This is a genomic window from Streptococcus mitis, assembly GCF_002096925.1.
Lineage (GTDB): Bacteria > Bacillota > Bacilli > Lactobacillales > Streptococcaceae > Streptococcus > Streptococcus mitis_AF.
In genome coordinates this window covers 43,550-62,656 of sequence record NZ_NCVN01000081.1, presented here as the reverse complement: position 1 = coordinate 62,656, position 19,107 = coordinate 43,550, and the positions used below count along the sequence as shown (strand labels likewise).

General features: G+C 39.6%; 20 protein-coding genes, 2 tRNA genes and 2 pseudogenes. 23 read left to right on the top strand and 1 reads right to left on the bottom strand.

Annotated features, from left to right (window positions below; all coding sequences use genetic code 11):
• The first annotated feature begins 205 nt into the window (after nt 1-205).
• The 9 genes from codY (at nt 206) to B7692_RS08595 (ending at nt 8,390) form a co-directional block, all read left to right on the top strand.
• Nucleotides 206-994, top strand: a complete 789-nt coding sequence (gene codY / locus B7692_RS08635; protein WP_000940738.1) for a GTP-sensing pleiotropic transcriptional regulator CodY — start codon at nt 206-208, stop codon at nt 992-994.
• Nucleotides 994-1,569 (top strand): cysteine hydrolase family protein, encoded by a 576-nt coding sequence (locus tag B7692_RS08630; protein ID WP_004269841.1) that lies wholly within the window; start codon nt 994-996, stop codon nt 1,567-1,569. Before codY ends, B7692_RS08630 begins: the two co-directional genes overlap by 1 nt.
• Nucleotides 1,570-1,649: 80 nt before the next feature.
• Nucleotides 1,650-1,735, top strand: a tRNA-Leu gene (locus B7692_RS08625).
• A 136-nt stretch (nt 1,736-1,871) separates the two neighbouring features.
• Nucleotides 1,872-3,149: an ABC transporter permease gene (locus tag B7692_RS08620; RefSeq protein WP_084930448.1), complete on the top strand. Its 1,278-nt coding sequence runs from the start codon at nt 1,872-1,874 to the stop codon at nt 3,147-3,149.
• Nucleotides 3,150-3,161: 12 nt separating this feature from the next.
• A complete protein-coding gene (gene vex2 / locus B7692_RS08615) occupies nt 3,162-3,809 on the top strand; it encodes an ABC transporter ATP-binding subunit Vex2 (RefSeq protein ID WP_060628608.1) in 648 nt (215 codons plus the stop codon).
• Nucleotides 3,810-3,864: 55 nt separating this feature from the next.
• Nucleotides 3,865-5,244, top strand: a complete 1,380-nt coding sequence (vex3, locus tag B7692_RS08610) for an ABC transporter permease subunit Vex3 (protein WP_084930447.1) — start codon at nt 3,865-3,867, stop codon at nt 5,242-5,244.
• A gap of 142 nt (nt 5,245-5,386) precedes the next feature.
• On the top strand, nt 5,387-6,043 hold the full coding sequence (gene vncR, locus B7692_RS08605) for a response regulator transcription factor VncR (RefSeq protein WP_084930446.1): 657 nt from the start codon (nt 5,387-5,389) through the stop codon (nt 6,041-6,043).
• Nucleotides 6,040-7,368: a sensor histidine kinase VncS gene (vncS, locus tag B7692_RS08600; protein WP_084930445.1), complete on the top strand. Its 1,329-nt coding sequence runs from the start codon at nt 6,040-6,042 to the stop codon at nt 7,366-7,368. Before vncR ends, vncS begins: the two co-directional genes overlap by 4 nt.
• Nucleotides 7,369-7,508: 140 nt before the next feature.
• Nucleotides 7,509-8,390, top strand: a complete 882-nt coding sequence (locus B7692_RS08595; protein ID WP_001018999.1) for a class II fructose-bisphosphate aldolase — start codon at nt 7,509-7,511, stop codon at nt 8,388-8,390.
• 147 nt (nt 8,391-8,537) lie between these two features.
• Here B7692_RS08595 and B7692_RS08590 read toward each other — a convergent pair whose 3' ends face one another.
• Nucleotides 8,538-8,999: a helix-turn-helix transcriptional regulator gene (locus tag B7692_RS08590; RefSeq protein ID WP_084930444.1), complete on the bottom strand. Its 462-nt coding sequence runs from the start codon at nt 8,997-8,999 to the stop codon at nt 8,538-8,540.
• 497 nt (nt 9,000-9,496) lie between these two features.
• On the opposite strand from B7692_RS08590, the gene B7692_RS08580 reads away from it, so the two are divergent.
• The 14 genes and pseudogenes from B7692_RS08580 (at nt 9,497) to B7692_RS08510 (ending at nt 19,096) form a co-directional block, all read left to right on the top strand.
• Entirely contained in the window at nt 9,497-9,841 is a 345-nt protein-coding gene (locus B7692_RS08580; RefSeq protein WP_084930442.1) for a hypothetical protein, read from the top strand.
• Nucleotides 9,842-9,855: 14 nt separating this feature from the next.
• Complete coding sequence (locus B7692_RS08575; RefSeq protein WP_084930441.1) at nt 9,856-10,062, top strand: hypothetical protein; 207 nt, start codon at nt 9,856-9,858, stop codon at nt 10,060-10,062.
• A gap of 310 nt (nt 10,063-10,372) precedes the next feature.
• Complete coding sequence (locus B7692_RS08565; protein ID WP_084930439.1) at nt 10,373-11,365, top strand: ABC transporter ATP-binding protein; 993 nt, start codon at nt 10,373-10,375, stop codon at nt 11,363-11,365.
• Nucleotide 11,366: 1 nt separating this feature from the next.
• Nucleotides 11,367-12,185, top strand: coding sequence for an ABC transporter permease (locus tag B7692_RS08560; protein WP_060628603.1), 819 nt, complete (start codon nt 11,367-11,369; stop codon nt 12,183-12,185).
• 1 nt (nt 12,186) lies between these two features.
• Nucleotides 12,187-12,972 carry an ABC transporter permease gene (locus B7692_RS08555; protein WP_084930438.1) on the top strand — a complete coding sequence of 262 codons (786 nt, stop codon included), beginning with the start codon at nt 12,187-12,189 and terminating at the stop codon, nt 12,970-12,972.
• A 100-nt stretch (nt 12,973-13,072) separates the two neighbouring features.
• Nucleotides 13,073-13,145, top strand: a tRNA-Thr gene (locus tag B7692_RS08550).
• Nucleotides 13,146-13,534: 389 nt separating this feature from the next.
• On the top strand, nt 13,535-13,957 hold the full coding sequence (locus B7692_RS08545) for a hypothetical protein (RefSeq protein WP_084930437.1): 423 nt from the start codon (nt 13,535-13,537) through the stop codon (nt 13,955-13,957).
• 69 nt (nt 13,958-14,026) lie between these two features.
• Nucleotides 14,027-14,428, top strand: coding sequence for a hypothetical protein (locus B7692_RS08540; protein ID WP_084930436.1), 402 nt, complete (start codon nt 14,027-14,029; stop codon nt 14,426-14,428).
• Nucleotides 14,421-15,281 (top strand): annotated as a pseudogene (locus tag B7692_RS08535) (cutinase family protein); the annotation flags it as partial. The gene B7692_RS08540 and the pseudogene B7692_RS08535, both read left to right, overlap by 8 nt.
• 90 nt (nt 15,282-15,371) lie before the next feature.
• Entirely contained in the window at nt 15,372-15,791 is a 420-nt protein-coding gene (locus B7692_RS08530; RefSeq protein WP_084930435.1) for a hypothetical protein, read from the top strand.
• Nucleotides 15,784-16,593 (top strand): annotated as a pseudogene (locus B7692_RS08525) (cutinase family protein); the annotation flags it as partial. The gene B7692_RS08530 and the pseudogene B7692_RS08525, both read left to right, overlap by 8 nt.
• Before the next feature lie 92 nt (nt 16,594-16,685).
• Nucleotides 16,686-17,087 (top strand): hypothetical protein, encoded by a 402-nt coding sequence (locus B7692_RS08520; protein ID WP_084930434.1) that lies wholly within the window; start codon nt 16,686-16,688, stop codon nt 17,085-17,087.
• Nucleotides 17,080-18,801 (top strand): cutinase family protein, encoded by a 1,722-nt coding sequence (locus tag B7692_RS08515; protein ID WP_084930433.1) that lies wholly within the window; start codon nt 17,080-17,082, stop codon nt 18,799-18,801. Before B7692_RS08520 ends, B7692_RS08515 begins: the two co-directional genes overlap by 8 nt.
• A complete protein-coding gene (locus B7692_RS08510; RefSeq protein ID WP_084888621.1) occupies nt 18,782-19,096 on the top strand; it encodes a hypothetical protein in 315 nt (104 codons plus the stop codon). The genes B7692_RS08515 and B7692_RS08510 overlap by 20 nt, the downstream gene beginning before the upstream one ends.
• Nucleotides 19,097-19,107 lie beyond the last annotated feature (11 nt).

Below are 19,107 nucleotides of genomic sequence, written 5' to 3'. Positions count from 1 at the left end.
AAAAGAAAGATAAATAAAATAGATATATTATCTTCTTGTAATATTATAATACACAAAAATAGGGGGCTTGTCAATAGAAAAGAAGTAATTTAATTAAAAATATTCTTGTTTTTTTAAATTGCAATTAAATAAGCAATTTTCAGATAATAATTGAAAATTCAAGCTGTTTATGTTATAATGATAGCGATTAAATTCGAGGTGAAAAATGGCACATTTATTAGAAAAAACTAGAAAAATTACTTCTATCCTGAAGCGCTCAGAGGAGCAGTTGCAGGAAGAACTCCCCTACAATGCGATTACCCGTCAATTGGCAGATATTATTGACTGTAACGCCTGTATCGTTAATAGCAAGGGACGTCTCCTTGGTTATTTCATGCGTTACAAAACCAATACAGATCGTGTAGAGCAGTTCTTCCAAACTAAGATTTTCCCAGATGACTACATTCAAGGTGCGAACATGATCTACGATACAGAAGCCAATCTGACAGTTGATCATGATTTGAGTATTTTTCCTGTGGAAAGTCGTGCCGACTTTCCAGACGGTTTGACGACTATTGCACCGATTCATGTATCAGGGATTCGCCTTGGTTCTTTGATTATTTGGCGCAATGATAAAAAATTCGAAGACGAGGACTTGATTCTTGTTGAGATTGCGAGTACCGTTGTTGGGATTCAACTCCTCAACTTCCAGCGTGAAGAAGATGAGAAAAATATCCGTCGCCGTACTGCTGTTACCATGGCGGTTAATACTCTGTCTTACTCCGAACTCCGTGCTGTTTCAGCAATTTTAGGGGAATTAAATGGAAATGAAGGGCAGTTGACTGCGTCTGTGATTGCAGACCGTATCGGTATTACCCGTTCTGTGATTGTCAATGCTCTTCGTAAACTTGAGTCTGCGGGAATTATTGAAAGTCGCTCACTTGGAATGAAGGGAACCTATCTTAAGGTCTTGATTTCAGATATTTTTGAAGAAGTGAAGAAAAGAGATTACTAATGACTAAGGCTTTGATTTCGATTGATTATACAGAAGATTTTGTTGCTGATAGTGGAAAATTGACAGCAGGCGCTCCAGCTCAGGCGATTTCGGATGCCATCAGCAAGGTAACTCGACTAGCTTTTGAACGAGGAGACTACATCTTCTTTACTATTGATGCTCATGAAGAAAACGATTGTTTCCATCCAGAAAGCAAGCTATTTCCTCCTCACAATTTGATTGGGACTAGTGGACGCAATTTATACGGAGATTTGGGGACCTTTTATCAAGAGCATGGTTCAGACAGTCGTGTCTTTTGGATGGATAAACGCCATTACTCAGCTTTTTCAGGGACTGACCTGGATATCCGTTTGAGAGAGCGTCGAATTTCTACAGTTATTTTAACCGGAGTCTTGACGGATATCTGTGTCCTGCATACAGCCATAGATGCCTATAATCTAGGATATGACATCGAGATTGTTAAACCAGCTGTTGCTTCCATCTGGCCTGAAAATCATCAATTTGCCCTAGGTCATTTCAAAAATACACTCGGAGCTAAGTTAGTAGATGAAAATCTAAATGAACTTTCTGAGTAATTTGGTTGATGAAATGAAAAAAATTGAAAAAAAGTGTTGACAAGCATCCTAAAAGTTGATATACTAGTAAAGTAATCAACGCGGGGATGGCGGAATTGGCAGACGCGCAGGACTAAGGATCCTGTGACCGCTTTAGGTCGTGAGGGTTCAAGTCCCTCTCTCCGCATAGGATAAGAGTTAGCTTAGGCTAGCTCTCTTTTTATCTAATTCAAGTAGAGCAAAAAATTTTTGCTCTTTTTTTGTATTTCATAAACATTTCATATTTGGATTTTATAATAGTATTACAAATATGGAGGTGACGAATGAATCCAATCCAAAGAGCTTGGGCTTATGTCAGCAGAAAACGACTGAGAAGTTTTATTTTATTTCTGATTTTATTGGTTCTATTGGCTGGAATTTCAGCCTGTTTGACTCTGATGAAGTCCAACAAAACAGTTGAAACCAATCTTTACAAATCACTCAACACATCTTTTTCTATTGAAAAGATAGAAAATGGTCAGACTTTCAAGATGTCAGACCTAGCATCTGTAAGCAAGATTAAGGGACTGGAAAATGTCTCTCCTGAACTGGAGACGATTGCAAAACTAAAAGACAAGGAAGCGGTGAGTGGCGAGCAGAGCGTGGAGCGTGATGATTTGTCAGCTGAGGACAAGAACTTGGTTAGCTTAACAGCTCTTGAGGATTCGTCTAAGGATGTGACCTTTACCAGCTCGGCTTTCAACCTAAAAGAAGGGCGACACCTTCAAAAAGGAGATTCCAAGAAAATTCTCATCCACGAAGAGTTGGCCAAGAAGAACGGTCTTTCGCTTCATGACAAGATTAGCTTGGATGCTGGACAGTCAGAAGCTGGCAAAGGACAAACTGTCGAGTTTGAAATCGTCGGAATCTTCTCTGGTAAAAAACAAGAGAAATTTACAGGTTTGTCTTCTGACTTCAGTGAAAACCAAGTCTTTACAGACTATGAAAGTAGCCAAAGCCTTTTGGGAAATGGTGAATCTCTAGTCAGTGCAGCGCGCTTTTATGTAGAAAATCCTAAGGAAATGGACGGACTCATGAAGCAGGTAGAAAACTTGGCCTTGGGAAATCAAGGCTATCAAGTCGAAAAGGAAAACAAGGCTTTTGAACAAATCAAAGACTCAGTTGCAACCTTCCAAACCTTCCTAACCATCTTCCTTTATGGGATGTTGATAGCTGGAGCAGGGGCCTTAATTCTTGTTTTGTCTCTCTGGTTGAGAGAAAGGGTCTACGAAGTGGGGATTTTACTGGCACTTGGAAAAGGCAAGAGCTCGATCTTCCTACAATTCTGTTTAGAGGTAGTTCTGGTATCTATTGGTGCTTTGCTTCCAGCATTTGCTACAGGAAACGCAATCACATCCTACCTGCTCCAAACTGTCCTAGCAAGTGGAGATCAGGCAGTCTTACAAGACACGCTAGCCAAAGCAAGCAGTCTATCAACCAGCATCCTATCTTTTGCAGAATCCTATGTTTTTCTAGTTCTGCTTAGTTGTTTATCTGTAGCCCTTTGTTTCCTATTCTTATTTAGAAAATCGCCGAAAGAAATTTTATCATCTATTAGTTAAGAAGGAGAAATCATGACTTTATTACAATTACAAGATGTTACCTACCGTTATAAGAACACTGCTGAAGCAGTCCTATATCAGATCAATTATAATTTTGAACCCGGGAAATTTTACAGTATTATTGGTGAGTCAGGAGCAGGAAAATCCACACTCTTGTCCCTACTTGCTGGTCTAGATAGTCCGGTTGAAGGTTCTATCCTTTTTCAAGGAGAGGACATTCGTAAGAAGGGCTATTCTTACCATCGTATGCACCATATTTCCCTGGTCTTTCAAAATTATAACTTGATAGATTATCTTTCTCCACTGGAAAATATCCGCTTGGTCAACAAAAAAGCAAGCAAGGATACACTTCTTGAACTTGGTTTGGATGAAAGTCAGATTAAGCGGAATGTTCTCCAGTTATCAGGTGGTCAACAGCAACGTGTTGCCATTGCTCGTAGTTTGGTCTCAGAAGCTCCAGTTATTCTAGCGGATGAGCCAACGGGAAATCTGGACCCTAAAACTGCTGGAGATATTGTCGAACTGCTCAAATCACTTGCCCAGAAAACAGGTAAATGTGTGATTGTCGTCACCCACAGTAAAGAAGTGGCACAAGCGTCAGATATTACACTTGAGTTGAAGGACAAGAAACTGACTGAAACTCGCGATACTACGAAATAATACGAGCTTTTTCTGTTCGAACTATAAAATAGAATAAAATCTAGAAAGGGAACCTATGTTACACAACGCATTTGCCTACGTTACAAGGAAGTTTTTCAAATCGATTGTCATCTTCCTGATTATTCTCCTCATGGCGAGCTTGAGTTTGGTCGGCTTGTCGATCAAGGGAGCTACTGCCAAGGCTTCTCAGGAGACCTTTAAAAATATCACCAACAGCTTCTCCATGCAAATCAATCGTCGCGTCAATCAAGGAACGCCTCGTGGTGCTGGGAATATTAAGGGTGAAGACATCAAAAAAATCACCGAAAACAAGGCCATTGAGTCTTATGTGAAACGCATTAACGCTATCGGAGATTTGACTGGCTATGAACTCATCGAAACACCAGAAACCAAGAAAAATCTGACTCCTGACCGTGCCAAACATTTTGGAAGTAGCTTAATGATTACAGGTGTCAATGACTCCTCTAAAGAAGACAAGTTTGTCTCTGGTTCTTATAAGCTGGTCGAAGGAGAGCACTTAACAAACGACGACAAGGACAAGATCCTCCTGCACAAGGACTTGGCAGCCAAACACGGCTGGAAAGTAGGGGACAAGGTCAAACTAGACTCCAATATCTACGATGCAGACAATGAAAAAGGAGCCAAGGAAACAGTCGAAGTGACAATCAAGGGACTCTTTGATGGTCATAATAAGTCAGCAGTAACCTACTCACAAGAACTCTATGAAAATACAGCTATCACAGACATTCACACTGCTGCAAAACTTTATGGATACACAGAAGAAACTGCAATTTATGGGGACGCAACCTTCTTTGTAACAGCGGACAAGAACTTGGATGATGTTATGAAAGAGTTGAATGGCATCAGTGGTATCAACTGGAAGAGCTATACACTCGTTAAGAGCTCATCTAACTACCCAGCTCTTGAGCAATCCATCTCTGGTATGTACAAGATGGCCAACCTCCTCTTCTGGGGTAGCTTGAGCTTCTCAGTTCTTCTCCTTGCCCTCTTACTCAGCCTTTGGATCAATGCCCGTCGCAAGGAAGTGGGTATTCTCCTCTCTATCGGTCTCAAGCAGGCAAGCATCTTGGGTCAATTTATCACCGAATCCATCTTGATTGCCATCCCTGCTCTTGTTTCTGCTTACTTCTTAGCTACTTACACAGCGCGTGCAATCGGAAATACTGTTCTTGCCAATGTCACTTCAGGTGTTGCCAAGCAAGCCAGCAAGGCTGCTCAAGCCTCTAACCTTGGTGGTGGTGCAGAAGTAGATGGCTTTAGTAAGACCTTGTCGAGCCTAGATATTTCTATTCAGACATCAGACTTTATCATCGTCTTTGTCCTTGCCTTGGTTCTAGTGGTTCTCGTTATGGCGCTTGCCTCAAGCAATCTCCTTAGAAAACAACCAAAAGAACTCTTGCTGGATAGCGAATAACAAACTTGCTACCTATTCTCCCCTAAATGGGGTATAATATAGGTAGCATTTTTATCTGTTTTGTCTTGGTAAATCCTCTGTTTATCAGGATGAAAGCAAGTTGCTTTACAAGAAATTTAAAGGAATGTGAAACGTTTTTTCTATGAAAATTTTAATTGTAGAAGATGAAGAGATGATCCGTGAGGGGGTCAGTGATTATTTGACGGATTGTGGCTATGAAACCATTGAGGCGGCAGATGGGCAAGAAGCCTTAGAAAAATTTTCCAGCTATGAAGTAGCCTTGGTTTTACTGGATATCCAGATGCCCAAGCTCAATGGCCTGGAAGTTCTAGCTGAGATTCGCAAAACCAGCCAGGTTCCTGTTTTGATGTTAACAGCCTTTCAGGATGAGGAATACAAGATGAGTGCCTTTGCTTCGCTAGCAGATGGTTATCTGGAAAAACCCTTCTCCCTCTCCCTCTTAAAAGTGAGGGTAGACGCGATTTTCAAGCGCTATTATGATACGGGACGAGTCTTCTCTTATAAGGATACCAAGGTGGACTTTGAGAGCTATAGTGCAAGCCTAGCAGGAGAGGAAGTGGCTGTTAATGCTAAAGAGTTGGAAATTTTGGACTATCTGGTGAAAAACGAAGGACGAGCCTTGACTCGATCTCAGATAATCGATGCCGTATGGAAAGCGACAGATGAGGTTCCCTTTGACCGTGTCATTGATGTTTATATCAAGGAACTACGGAAAAAGCTAGACTTGGATTGCATCCTCACTGTGCGCAATGTTGGTTATAAATTGGAGCGAAAATGAAACGAACAGGTTTATTTACAAAGATATTTATCTACACCTTCTCGATTTTTAGTGTTCTGGTTATTTGTCTTCATTTAGCTATTTATTTTCTTTTTCCTTCGACTTATCTGAGTCATCGTCAGGAAACCATTGGCCAGAAAGCGACAGCCATTGCCCAGTCCCTAGAAGGTAAGGATAGGCAGAGCATCGAGAAAGTGTTAGACTTGTATTCTCAGACTAGTGATATCAAGGGGGCCGTTAAGGGCGAGATGACCGAGGACAAGTTAGAAATCAAGGACAGCCTTCCTCTAGACACAGATCGCCAAACCACCTCTCTCTTTATTGAGGAGCGCGAGGTGACAACGCAAGACGGTGGTACCATGACTCTCCAGTTTTTAGCGTCCATGGATTTGCAAAAGGAAGCAGAGCAAATCAGTCTCCAATTTCTTCCCTATACCCTGCTGGCATCCTTTCTAATTTCCCTCTTGGTGTCCTACATCTATGCTCGGACCATTGTGGCCCCGATTTTGGAAATCAAGCGGGTGACTCGACGGATGATGGATTTGGATGCCCAAGTGCGATTGCGCGTGGATTCCAAGGATGAGATCGGTGATCTCAAAGAACAAATCAATAGCCTCTACCAACATCTTTTGACTGTTATTGCGGACTTGCATGACAAGAATGAAGCTATTCTCCAGCTGGAAAAGATGAAGGTCGAATTCCTACGAGGGGCCTCTCATGAGCTGAAAACCCCTCTGGCTAGTCTCAAAATCCTAATCGAAAACATGAAAGAAAATATCGGTCGTTATAAGGATAGAGACCACTATTTGGGAGTTGCCTTGGGGATTGTGGATGAGCTCAATCACCACGTTCTCCAGATACTTTCTCTCTCGTCTGTGCAGGAGTTGCGAGATGATAGGGAACAAATTGACTTACACCAGATGACGCAAAGTCTCGTTAAGGATTATGCCTTGCTAGCTAAGGATAGAGAGCTCCAGATAGACAATAGTTTGACACATCAGCAGGCTTATCTAAACCCATCAGTTATGAAGTTGATCCTATCTAATCTCATCAGCAATGCCATCAAGCACTCCACTCTAGGTGGCTTGGTCCGCATCGGGGAGAGAGAAGGAGAACTCTTTATCGAGAATAACTGTAGTCCTGAGGAACAAGAAAAACTGGCCCAGTCTTTTTCTGACAATGCTAGTCGCAAGGCCAAAGGGTCTGGGATGGGGCTCTTTGTGGTCAAGAGTCTATTGGAACATGAAAAATTACCTTATCGTTTTGAGATGAAGGAGAATCGTTTAACCTTCTTCATAGCCTTTCCAAAAGTCGCCCAAGACTAGGGATAGAAAGGGTTTACATAGATGAAGCTAGAAGAAATTCAATCGAAACTGCGGGAAAAACTAGATTTTTTTGTCAAAAAGTGATAAAATGAACAATGTAAATGGGATGACCCATAAAAATATACAGGAGGCCTGATAAAATGGCAATCGTTTCAGCAGAAAAATTTGTCCAAGCAGCTCGTGACAACGGTTATGCAGTTGGTGGATTTAACACAAACAACCTTGAGTGGACTCAAGCTATCTTGCGTGCAGCAGAAGCTAAAAAAGCTCCAGTTTTGATCCAAACTTCAATGGGTGCTGCTAAATACATGGGTGGTTACAAAGTTGCTCGCAACTTGATCGCTAACCTTGTTGAATCAATGGGTATCACTGTACCAGTAGCTATCCACCTTGACCACGGTCACTACGAAGATGCACTTGAGTGTATCGAAGTTGGTTACACTTCAATCATGTTTGACGGTTCACACCTTCCAGTTGAAGAAAACCTTAAATTGGCTAAAGAAGTTGTTGAAAAAGCACACGCTAAAGGTATCTCAGTAGAAGCTGAAGTTGGTACTATCGGTGGTGAAGAAGACGGAATCATCGGTAAAGGTGAATTGGCTCCAATCGAAGACGCTAAAGCAATGGTTGCAACTGGTATCGACTTCTTGGCAGCTGGTATCGGTAACATCCACGGTCCTTACCCAGCAAACTGGGAAGGTCTTGACCTTGACCACTTGCAAAAATTGACAGAAGCTCTTCCAGGCTTCCCAATCGTATTGCACGGTGGATCAGGTATTCCTGATGAGCAAATCCAAGCAGCTATCAAACTTGGTGTTGCCAAAGTTAACGTTAACACTGAATGCCAAATCGCATTCGCTAACGCAACTCGTAAATTTGCTCGTGATTACGAAGCAAACGAAGCAGAATACGACAAGAAAAAACTCTTCGACCCACGTAAATTCTTGGCTGACGGTGTAAAAGCTATCCAAGCATCAGTTGAAGAACGTATCGACGTATTCGGTTCAGAAGGTAAAGCATAATCTAGCTGAATAATACAGATGAAACCTGCCCATTGGGTGGGTTTTTTGATTAAACAAAAATTTATTATTATATAAATAAAAATAAGCGAAAAACGATTAGATGATTGATCGTCTTTTGCTTATTGTTTTATTTTTTCAAAATAAATATTATTTCTTATCTTTTGAGTTCATTAAGGCTGCAACAACTGGTGCCCCAATAATTGCAGCAAGTGAGCCTATGACTGTAGCAGCATTTTTGACAGTAGATGTGGTTGCAATTAATGAAGATGCTTCACTAATTTGTTCAAAATCTAATGATTTATTTTCAGACGCTGCATATTTTTCTGATTCATCAAACAAATTTAGCAACATTTCTGCTCTATCAGATCTGTCTTGATCTGTCGTTTTTAAATTTTCAATTTCAAAATCTATTACGGTACGTAATGCAATATAGTGGAGTTTTGTTAACCTACTATTTTGAGTTTCAAGATTGCTAATGGTTTGTTTAGTCACTCCTATAAGGTTTCCGAGATCTGAACTTGTCCAATTCAAAATCTCTCTAATAGCTTTTAGGTTATTTTGTAGAATTAATCTTGTATCTTCAGTTGATGGATATTTTTCTTTTAACATATCTTCTTACCTATAATTTTCTATTTCTATTATAACAAAAATAAAATATAATTTAAATAGTTGTCTACGATAAAATAGTTTACGTTGACAAAAACAAAATATTTGTATAAAATAATTGACAACTTAAAAATATTGTACTATACTATATTTAACTAAATAAGAGGAGAAGTAGAATTTAATTTAGATAATTATAGTAAAACTATTTTAAAAAAATTAAGAGGTGTGTTTTTATGGATATTCAATTGGTATTTATTTTATTGTTAGTTTCTTTGTGTATCTTTCTATTGGTTAGAAAGAACATAATTACAAAAAAGTTTACGGACTTTTTGATAAACAATAAAGGACCAGAAATAGATTTCATAGAATCTGGAGACTTAAGTGTCTTAGAATGTGCAAAAATACTGAACAAAAAATATAGAATTGGAATAGTTAATGCATATATAATTGTTTGTTCAATTAAAGCAAGTTAATTTTATATAAAGTAAAGGAGTGTTACAATGGATGAACTTGTAAAAAAAATAGCAGCTTTTGGTTTACCTGATGTAGTACTAATGATAGCAATGAGTGCGACAGGATTAGCAGGTGGGGCAGCATTGACAGCAGCTTTAGCTGCACTTGGACCTTTTGGAATGATAGGAGGAATAGTTCTTTTAGCAACTATTGGTTTATTAGCCGATAAGATAGCGGAGTTAGGTTATGAAGAAGTTACAAAGCTTGTTCTTAAAGAACATCTTAAAACATCTTCTAAGGAAGAGGCTATTGAATTGGTTAAAAAATATCCTATTACAAAATCGATGAAATTAAAAATAATTGACTACATTGAAAATTTTAATGAAAATTAAAAAGAGGTAATATTATGGCAAAACTATACGAATGTAGAGAGTGCTTACAACAGTTTACAAAAAAAGAAATTGATTGGGAAGCTAGTGATGAAAGATATGAAGATTGCTACTGTCATGACTGTTCAAGATTTCTAGAACAATGTGGTATTGATGCGATGGATCCTGATGGATTTGGATACGATGATTATGGTAATTGGGATCCAGAACGTTTAGGTTTTTAGATTTTTATGGGTTTTAACATACTAAATTAGAAATATTTTACTTTATATCTACCCTACCCTTCTGGGCAGGTTTTTGTGTGTTTTAAGGAAACGATGAAACCAGAATTTTTGATTTAAAAGTATTATTTTAAGAGAGAAATCTCTAATGTCATAAACTTTAAGCAAACGCTTGCATTCTAGTTTTTATTAGACTATAATAGGTTGGTATAAAGCCTTCCGTAGTAATAAAATGTAGAAGGTGTAGAAAGTAAGGATTTAGAATATTTGTAGTCAAAAATACAATGTTGTTTCTTACGATAGGGAGATAGATATGGCAATGATAGAAGTGGAACATCTTCAGAAAAATTTTGTGAAGACAGTGAAGGAACCGGGCTTGAGGGGGGCATTGCGCTCCTTTATTCATCCTGAAAAGCAGACCTTTGAAGCGGTCAAGGATTTGACCTTTGAGGTCCCAAAAGGACAAATTTTAGGATTTATCGGGGCTAATGGTGCTGGGAAGTCGACAACCATTAAAATGCTGACAGGGATTTTGAAACCAACATCTGGTTTTTGTCGAATTAACGGCAAGATTCCCCAGGATAATCGCCAAGATTATGTCAAAGATATTGGGGTGGTTTTTGGACAACGTACCCAGCTGTGGTGGGATTTGGCACTGCAAGAGACCTACACAGTCTTAAAAGAGATTTACGATGTGCCAGACTCGCTCTTTCATAAGCGCATGGATTTTTTGAATGAAGTCTTGGATTTGAAGGACTTTATCAAGGATCCTGTGCGGACTCTTTCATTGGGACAGCGCATGCGGGCGGACATTGCAGCTTCCTTGCTTCACAATCCCAAGGTTCTCTTTTTAGATGAGCCGACTATTGGTTTGGATGTTTCGGTCAAGGACAACATTCGTCGCGCCATTACCCAGATCAATCAGGAGGAAGAGACTACCATTCTCTTGACCACTCACGACCTGAGCGACATTGAGCAACTCTGTGATCGGATTTTTATGATTGACAAGGGGCAGGAAATTTTTGATGGAACGGTTAGCCAGCTCAAGGAGACCTTTGGCAAGATGAAGACGCTCTCCTTTGAACTGCTACCAGGTCAAAGTCATCTCGTTTCTCACTATGAAGGCTTTTTGGATATGACAATTGATAGACAAGGAAATAGCCTTAATATTGAATTCGATAGTTCTCGCTACCAGTCAGCTGACATTATCAAGCAAACCCTGTCTGATTTTGAAATCCGCGATTTGAAGATGGTGGATACGGATATCGAGGATATTATCCGTCGCTTCTATCGAAAGGAGCTCTAAGATGGTCAAATTGTGGAGACGTTATAAACCCTTTATAAATGCAGGTGTTCAGGAATTGATCACCTATCGAGTTAACTTCATTCTCTATCGGATTGGCGATGTCATGGGTGCTTTTGTGGCCTTTTATCTCTGGAAGGCTGTCTTTGATTCCTCGCAAGAGTCTTTGATTCAGGGCTTCAGTATGGCAGATATTACTCTCTACATCATCATGAGTTTTGTGACAAATCTTCTGACTAGGTCAGATTCGTCCTTTATGATTGGGGAGGAAGTCAAGGATGGTTCCATTATCATGCGATTGTTGAGACCAGTGCATTTTGCAGCCTCCTATCTTTTCACTGAGCTTGGGTCCAAGTGGTTGATTTTTATCTCTGTTGGCCTTCCATTTTTAAGTGTCATTGTTTTGATGAAAATCTTATCTGGGCAAGGGATTGTAGAAGTGCTGGGATTAACTGTCCTTTATCTTTTTAGCTTAACGCTGGCCTATCTGATTAACTTTTTCTTTAATATCTGCTTTGGATTTTCTGCCTTTGTGTTTAAAAATCTTTGGGGTTCCAACCTACTTAAGACTTCCATAGTGGCTTTTATGTCTGGAAGTTTGATTCCCTTGGCTTTCTTTCCAAAGGTTGTTTCAGATATTCTGTCCTTCCTGCCTTTTTCATCCTTGATTTACACTCCGGTCATGATTATCGTTGGGAAATATGATGCCAATCAGATTCTTCAGGCGCTCGCTTTGCAGTTTTTCTGGCTCTTAGTGATGGTGGGCTTGTCTCAGTTGATTTGGAAACGAGTCCAGTCCTTTATCACCATTCAAGGAGGTTAGTATGAAAAAATATCAACGCATGCATCTGATTTTTATCAGACAATACATCAAGCAAATCATGGAATACAAGGTGGATTTTGTAGTTGGTGTCCTGGGAGTTTTTCTGACCCAAGGCTTGAACCTCTTGTTTCTCAATGTCATCTTTCAACACATCCCATCCCTAGAAGGCTGGTCCTTCCAAGAAATTGCCTTTATCTATGGTTTTTCATTGATTCCCAAGGGCTTGGACCATCTCTTTTTTGATAATCTCTGGGCATTGGGACAACGCTTGGTGAGAAAGGGAGAGTTTGACAAGTATCTGACTCGTCCTATCAATCCTCTCTTTCATATTCTAGTTGAGACTTTTCAGATTGATGCTTTGGGCGAACTCTTGGTTGGTGGGATCCTACTAGCGACAACGGTATCTAGCATTGCTTGGACTATTCCAAAATTCCTGATTTTCCTAGTCTGCATACCATTTGCGACCTTGATTTATACTTCCTTGAAAATCGCGACAGCCAGCATCGCTTTTTGGACCAAGCAGTCAGGAGCAATGATTTACATTTTCTATATGTTTAATGATTTTGCTAAGTATCCGATTTCGATTTACAATTCGCTCCTTCGATGGTTGATTAGCTTTATCGTGCCATTTGCCTTTACGGCCTACTATCCTGCTAGCTATTTCTTGCAGGACAAGGATGTAATCTTTAACATCGGAGGTTTGATGTTGATTTCCCTTGTTTTCTTTGTCATTTCCCTTAAACTCTGGGATAGGGGCTTGGATGCCTACGAAAGTGCAGGTTCGTAAATAATAGAATATCAAAGCCTTGTCTCAGGACAGGCTTTTTTTAATAGAGATGAAAATTTCTTGACACCTATTCTCAGAGTGCTATACTGTAAGTGTAATCGCCGATTTAGCTCAGTTGGTAGAGTAAGGCACTCGTAAAGCCTAGGTCACAGGTTCAAACCCTGCAATCGGCAAAGTGAAGAAGCTCAAAGCCTTGTCTTGGGACAGGGCTTTTTTATATGTTAGGAACATGCCTTGAAGCTAATTCTAGAGTGTTAAACTAGATGAAAAAAGAAGCAATAAGATGTAATTCAATTGCAGTTAGTCTAAATGAATGAAAAAGATGGGATAGCACCTTAGAATCAGATCTTGTAGGTTTTTCTTTGATTCCTATTATAGGAATTATTGGAAAGATAGTGTAAAAGGAATTTTATAGAAAATTTTTTTCAAATAAAATACTGATAAAGTACAGATATTGAGAGCGTTAGATTTTTGGTTAAGCTTTGAGGGGCGGTTCATGATAAAAAATTTTTTACATTCATGATATAATATGGCTATATTCACATGTTATAGGAGAATATTCATGAAAAAACGTACTTTGCTTTGGTTAGTTTTAGCCCTTGTAATTTTTGGAGGAGGCGCATGGATGGCACAGAAAACAAATTTATTTGGAGGAGTCTTTCTTAGTCCGCGAGCCAAGCAGTTGGCTTATTTGAAGGAGCATGAAGAAGATATGGCGAATTTTGTTAAATCTTGGAATTCTAAAGTTGAAAGTGTTCAGTTTGATTGGGATAGTATGGAAGTTGGTCAGGTAGGAAATGGAACTCCTCAAGGCGGAGGTTATATGATGACAGTGAACGGTAGAATCAATAATAATAAGGATACTAAATTTACATTAGGTTTTCCACTAAAACGTAATTTAAATGAAATCCCTGAGAAACTTGTTATTATTCAAATGCAACCAATAAGAATTTTGAAAGGAAATTTAAGGGATCTTTATGAGTAACAGTAATTTAAAAACCTTTGATAATTTTTATGCGAATTTAGCACAGTCAGCTTATTTAGGAGAACATTCATGAAAAAACGTACTTTACTTTGGTTAGTTTTAGCACTTGTAATTTTTGGAGGAGGAGCATGGATGGCACAAGAAACAAATTTATTCGGAGGAGTATTTCTTAGTCCGCGAGCTAAGCAGTTGGCTTATTTGAGGGAGCATGAAGAAGAGATTAAGGAGTTTGTAAAATCTAAAAATTCAAAGATTGAATCTGTTCAGGTTGATTGGGATGAAACTAGGTGGGAAAAGGTTGGGAATGGAACCCCTCAAGGGGGAGGGGAAATTGTAAATGTATATGGAAGTTTTAATCATATTGAGTCCTCCTCTTGGAATGTTACTTTTGATATTGAGAATGATAAAATTATTCCTAATTCAATGGCTTTAGCCAATTATTTACGAGTGGGGGGAAGGATTTTTGACTAATAGTAATTTAAAAACCTTTGATAATTTTTATGCGAATTTAGCACAGTCAGCTTATCTGGGGAGACCGGTTAAATTTCCTTATGAGTCTCAAAAGAAATACGATAGGGATGTGTTAGACTCGGGTCAATCTCTTGAATTTGATTTTTCTAAGGATGCGGAGTTTTATAATAAGATTACGAAGAAGTTGGAAATCACTAAAGGAGGCAAAAAACTTCCTCATGATGGGAAAGTCTACTTGCAGCCGGATCCTGAGTTACATACTGTGGAAGATACGATAAAACTCCAAGTTGGTGATCCTGGCGGAGGGGTTCACCAAGAAGAGCATCCTATCAAGCTCTATCAAAAAGGGCTTTTAACGGATGAGAAAGCTGGTTTCAATGCCTACTACTTAACGGACACGCCAAACTTAGGGAAAGATACTACGAAAACCTATATGGCTATCCGCGGAAGTGATGCCATTAGTTATGAAAATTGGAACGACTGGATAGACAACGATGCGAAGTTTGCCCTCAATCACATCCATACCCCGCAAGCCAAGTTAGCGACGGCAGGAATGAAAGCTAAAATCGCTGAGATGCGTGAAAAAGCTCCACTTGCTACGATGGACATCACAGGTCACTCCCTAGGAACCATTGTCTCTGCGCAAGGGATAGCTGGCCTCACTGATGAAGAACTGAAGAAAATCGGCAAAGTGGTCCTCTTTGACGGTCCAGACACGACAAAGAGCTTAAAGGAAATGGGCCTCAGCGATGAGAAAATCAAAAAGATTAGCGAAAAGATCGAGTATTATGTCAATCCTTTTGATATCGTGGGGATGCTTAATCGAGAACACACCATTGCCAAATTACCTGGGTAATCTATAATGAACAACTATACTTAATATAAGTATTTTTTTACATTCATGATATAATATACTTAGATTCCGCTATATAGGAGGAAAGAGATGAAAAAACGTATTTTGCTTTGGTTAGTTTTAGCTCTTGTAGTATTTGGAGGAGGCGCATGGATGGCACAAGAAACAAATCTATTTGGAGGAATAACTCTGAGCCCACGGGCTAAGCAGTTGGCTTATTTGAAGGAGCATGAAGAGGAGATTGTAAAATTCGTAAAGTCTAAAAATTCAAAGATTGAATCAGTTCAGATGGATTGGAATAGTTTAACTGTTGAACAGATAGGGAATGGAACTCCACAAGGTGGAGGTTATAATCTATCAGTGAAGGGTTCTTTTAATTATATAAAGGATTCTGACTTTACAATAGATTTTCGATTAAAAACTAAAAATGATGTACCTTCAATAGAACGGATTGGCATGTATAATCCCCCTAGAGTGTTAAAAAATGGAGGTTGGGATAAGTATGACTGATAGTAATTTAAAAGATTATAACAACTTTTATGCGGATTTAGCACAGTCGGCTTATAGAGGGAGGCCAAATACTTTATCACGCTATAATAATGCTGTAAACTGGACTTTAATAGATTATTCACAAGATATAGATGACGATGGTAAAATCATCCCTGGGGGTAAAAATCTTCCTCATAATGGTAGGGTTTACTTGCAACCAGATCCTGATTTGCGAGATACTTATAAAGTCACATCGGTACCAGTTCCTGATGCGAATGGGATGAGGCAGGATATTCATCACAAACGTTATCAAAAAGGATTGTTAACGGATGATGAAGCTGGTTTCAGTGCCTACTACTTAACGGATACGCCAACCTTGACTAATGATACCAAGAAAACCTATATGGCTATCCGCGGAAGTGATGCCATCAGTAAAGAAAATTGGAACGACTGGATAGACAACGATGCGAAGTTTGCCCTCAACCACATCCATACCCCGCAAGCCAAGTTAGCGACGGCAGGTATGAAAGCTAAAATCGCAGAGATGCGTGAAAAAGCTCCAAATGCCACGATGGATATCACAGGTCACTCCCTAGGGACCATAGTCTCTGCGCAAGGAGTAGCTGGACTTAGCGATGAGGAACTTGAGAAAATCGGCAAAGTCGTTCTCTTTGACGGTCCAGACACGACAAAGAGCTTAAAGGAAATGGGCCTCAGCGATGAGAAAATCAAAAAGATTAGCGAAAAGATCGAGTATTATGTCAATCCTTTTGATATCGTGGGGATGCTTAATCGAGAAAACACCATTGCCAAATTACCTGGATAATCTAGAATAAACAACTATACTTATTATAAGTATTTTTTTTTACATTCATGATATAATAGGTTTAGAATCCACGTTTAAGGAGGATAATCATGAAAAAACGTACCTTACTTTGGCTGGTTTTAGCCCTTGTAGTATTCGGAGGAGGAGCATGGATGGCACAGGAAACAAATCTATTTGGAGGAATAGCTCTGAGCCCACGGGCTAAGCAGTTGGCTTATCTGAAGGAGCATGAAGAAGAGATTAAAGATTTTGTAAAATCTTTGAATCCTAAAGTAGAATCGGTTCAGATTGATTGGGATGAAACTAAGTGGGAAAAAGTTGGAAATGGAACTCCACAAGGTGGAGGTAATGTTGTAATAGTTGGAGGAGGTTTTAATAGTATAGAGGGTTCAACTTGGCAAGTTATTTTTGAAATCGAGGATGGACGGGTTGCTTTTGATACTATGATGCAAGGCAGTCCATTGCGAGTAGGAGGAAGGATTTTTGACTAATAGTAATTTAAAAACCTTTGATAATTTTTATGCGAATTTAGCACAGTCAGCTTATCTGGGGAGACCGGTTAGATTTCCCTATGAGTCTCAATTGAAAGATATTAGAAAATTGTTAGATAATGGAGATTCTCTAGAATTTGATTTCTCTCAAGATACTAAAATTTATAACAAAGATAAAAAAGAATGGGAAATCACTCCCGGAGGTAAACACCTTTCTCATGATGGTAAGGTTTACCTACAGCCAGATCCTGATTTACATACTGTGGAAGATAAGATAAAACTCCAAGTTGGTGATCCTGGCGGAGGGGTTCACCAAGAAGAGCCTCCTATCAAGCTCTATCAAAAAGGGCTTTTAACGGATGAGAAAGCTGGTTTCAATGCCTACTACTTAACGGATACACCAACCTTGACTAATGATACCACGAAAACCTATATGGCTATCCGCGGAAGTGATGCCATTAGTTATGAAAATTGGAACGATTGGATAGACAACGATGCCAAGTTTGCCCTCAACCACATCCATACCCCGCAAGCCAAGTTAGCGACGGCAGGTATGAAAGCTAAAATCGCAGAGATGCGTGAAAAAGCTCCGCAAGCTACGATGGACATCACAGGTCACTCTCTAGGGACCATAGTCTCTGCCCAAGGAGTAGCTGGCCTCAGTGATGAGGAACTGGAGAAAATCGGCAAAGTGGTCCTCTTTGACGGTCCAGACACGACAAAGAGCTTAAAGGAAATGGGCCTCAGCGATGAGAAAATCAAAAAGATTAGCGAAAAAATTGAGTACTATGTCAATCCTTTTGATATCGTGGGGATGCTTAATCGAGAACACACCATTACCAAATTACCTGGTGACTCCGATGAACCCCTTAAGAAACCCGTCGGTAAAGTCAATGTCCTCGTCCCCTTGCATTATACTCAGATTACTGATCCCGAAAGCTCCCATGACTTTGGTGTTTTCCAATCGGATGGAAAGGGAAATTTGTTGACCGCGTCTGAGGATTTTCACCCAGAATTGCTCAGGGCAGGTGAAAAGCTGTCTCGACTGATTGCGACATCTTTAGATTCTCTCAGGTCTTTAGGAGTTGATGATAATGTAGCCTCAAATATTTTGAATGCCATTATGAGGGGTGAGGCTCTAACAAAGATGGCTATCGGTTATGCAGTTTACAAGAATTATACAACAGAGTATAGTAAAATCGTAGAAGAAGCACGTCAGGAATCTATAAAATGGGATCGAGAAGCTATTCCTCGTTACCAGGAACAACTGAGAAATGGCAATCTTACAGGAGAAAAGAGGATTTTGGTTCGAGCTCAGTTGCTTCAGACAGCAGCCCAGTTAGCAAATTTTGACATGGAAGACAAAGTTAAATCTGTTAAAACCTTACTTTCAGACGCTAAGGAAGACATTCAAAATATAGTAAAGGAGACAAGGTCAACAGCGTTTGACATGGTTGGATATTTGTCAAGCTCAGAAGTTACGAATCTGCTTTCTGGTTTTGATACAACAAGCTTTTGGGATGAAGGCGTTGCTAGTGACACGAAGACAGCAGCAACATCCTTCCTGACACAAATCCAGCAACTGGGGGAAAGCTTGGTCAAAGCTAGTGGCTCCTTTGAGACCATAGATAGAGATAGTGCTGAAGATTTTAATAATCTATTGGCGGATGTAAAGCAAACATGGAGGGGAAAAAATGGTAGTCCTAACGGATGAGGATACTTTAATTACAAGAGAGCAACTCGACAGAGCCTTCAAAGAAAGAATGAGGGAACAAGAACGCCAAGCAGTCAGGGCCTTGGTAACTGCAAAAGAGTTGTCAATCCTTGCTAAAGGAGCTGAGTTAGCTAAAAAGTTGCAGGAAGCAGCCACAGATATGCAAGAGTACGCTTCTAAGACCTATGTGAACAATATTAAGGGTGGATTTGAGGGAAAGGCTGCAGATGCTGCAGAAACTTACTTGACACAGACCTTGCAAACACCTACTTTACAGAGTCCGATCAAGAGCTAGGAGAAAACTGG

What these genes read in the sequence shown, in the direction of transcription:
- B7692_RS08595 (WP_001018999.1), top strand. Translation starts at nt 7,509, where the DNA reads ATGGCAATCGTTTCAGCAGAAAAATTTGTCCAAGCAGCTCGTGACAAC.
- B7692_RS08620 (WP_084930448.1), top strand. Translation starts at nt 1,872, where the DNA reads ATGAATCCAATCCAAAGAGCTTGGGCTTATGTCAGCAGAAAACGACTG.
- codY (WP_000940738.1), top strand. Translation starts at nt 206, where the DNA reads ATGGCACATTTATTAGAAAAAACTAGAAAAATTACTTCTATCCTGAAG.
- vex3 (WP_084930447.1), top strand. Translation starts at nt 3,865, where the DNA reads ATGTTACACAACGCATTTGCCTACGTTACAAGGAAGTTTTTCAAATCG.
- B7692_RS08590 (WP_084930444.1), bottom strand. Translation starts at nt 8,999, where the DNA reads ATGTTAAAAGAAAAATATCCATCAACTGAAGATACAAGATTAATTCTA.
- B7692_RS08545 (WP_084930437.1), top strand. Translation starts at nt 13,535, where the DNA reads ATGAAAAAACGTACTTTGCTTTGGTTAGTTTTAGCCCTTGTAATTTTT.
- B7692_RS08530 (WP_084930435.1), top strand. Translation starts at nt 15,372, where the DNA reads ATGAAAAAACGTATTTTGCTTTGGTTAGTTTTAGCTCTTGTAGTATTT.
- vncS (WP_084930445.1), top strand. Translation starts at nt 6,040, where the DNA reads ATGAAACGAACAGGTTTATTTACAAAGATATTTATCTACACCTTCTCG.
- B7692_RS08555 (WP_084930438.1), top strand. Translation starts at nt 12,187, where the DNA reads ATGAAAAAATATCAACGCATGCATCTGATTTTTATCAGACAATACATC.
- B7692_RS08630 (WP_004269841.1), top strand. Translation starts at nt 994, where the DNA reads ATGACTAAGGCTTTGATTTCGATTGATTATACAGAAGATTTTGTTGCT.
- vex2 (WP_060628608.1), top strand. Translation starts at nt 3,162, where the DNA reads ATGACTTTATTACAATTACAAGATGTTACCTACCGTTATAAGAACACT.
- B7692_RS08540 (WP_084930436.1), top strand. Translation starts at nt 14,027, where the DNA reads ATGAAAAAACGTACTTTACTTTGGTTAGTTTTAGCACTTGTAATTTTT.
- B7692_RS08580 (WP_084930442.1), top strand. Translation starts at nt 9,497, where the DNA reads ATGGATGAACTTGTAAAAAAAATAGCAGCTTTTGGTTTACCTGATGTA.
- B7692_RS08510 (WP_084888621.1), top strand. Translation starts at nt 18,782, where the DNA reads ATGGTAGTCCTAACGGATGAGGATACTTTAATTACAAGAGAGCAACTC.
- B7692_RS08565 (WP_084930439.1), top strand. Translation starts at nt 10,373, where the DNA reads ATGGCAATGATAGAAGTGGAACATCTTCAGAAAAATTTTGTGAAGACA.
- B7692_RS08575 (WP_084930441.1), top strand. Translation starts at nt 9,856, where the DNA reads ATGGCAAAACTATACGAATGTAGAGAGTGCTTACAACAGTTTACAAAA.
- vncR (WP_084930446.1), top strand. Translation starts at nt 5,387, where the DNA reads ATGAAAATTTTAATTGTAGAAGATGAAGAGATGATCCGTGAGGGGGTC.
- B7692_RS08560 (WP_060628603.1), top strand. Translation starts at nt 11,367, where the DNA reads ATGGTCAAATTGTGGAGACGTTATAAACCCTTTATAAATGCAGGTGTT.
- B7692_RS08520 (WP_084930434.1), top strand. Translation starts at nt 16,686, where the DNA reads ATGAAAAAACGTACCTTACTTTGGCTGGTTTTAGCCCTTGTAGTATTC.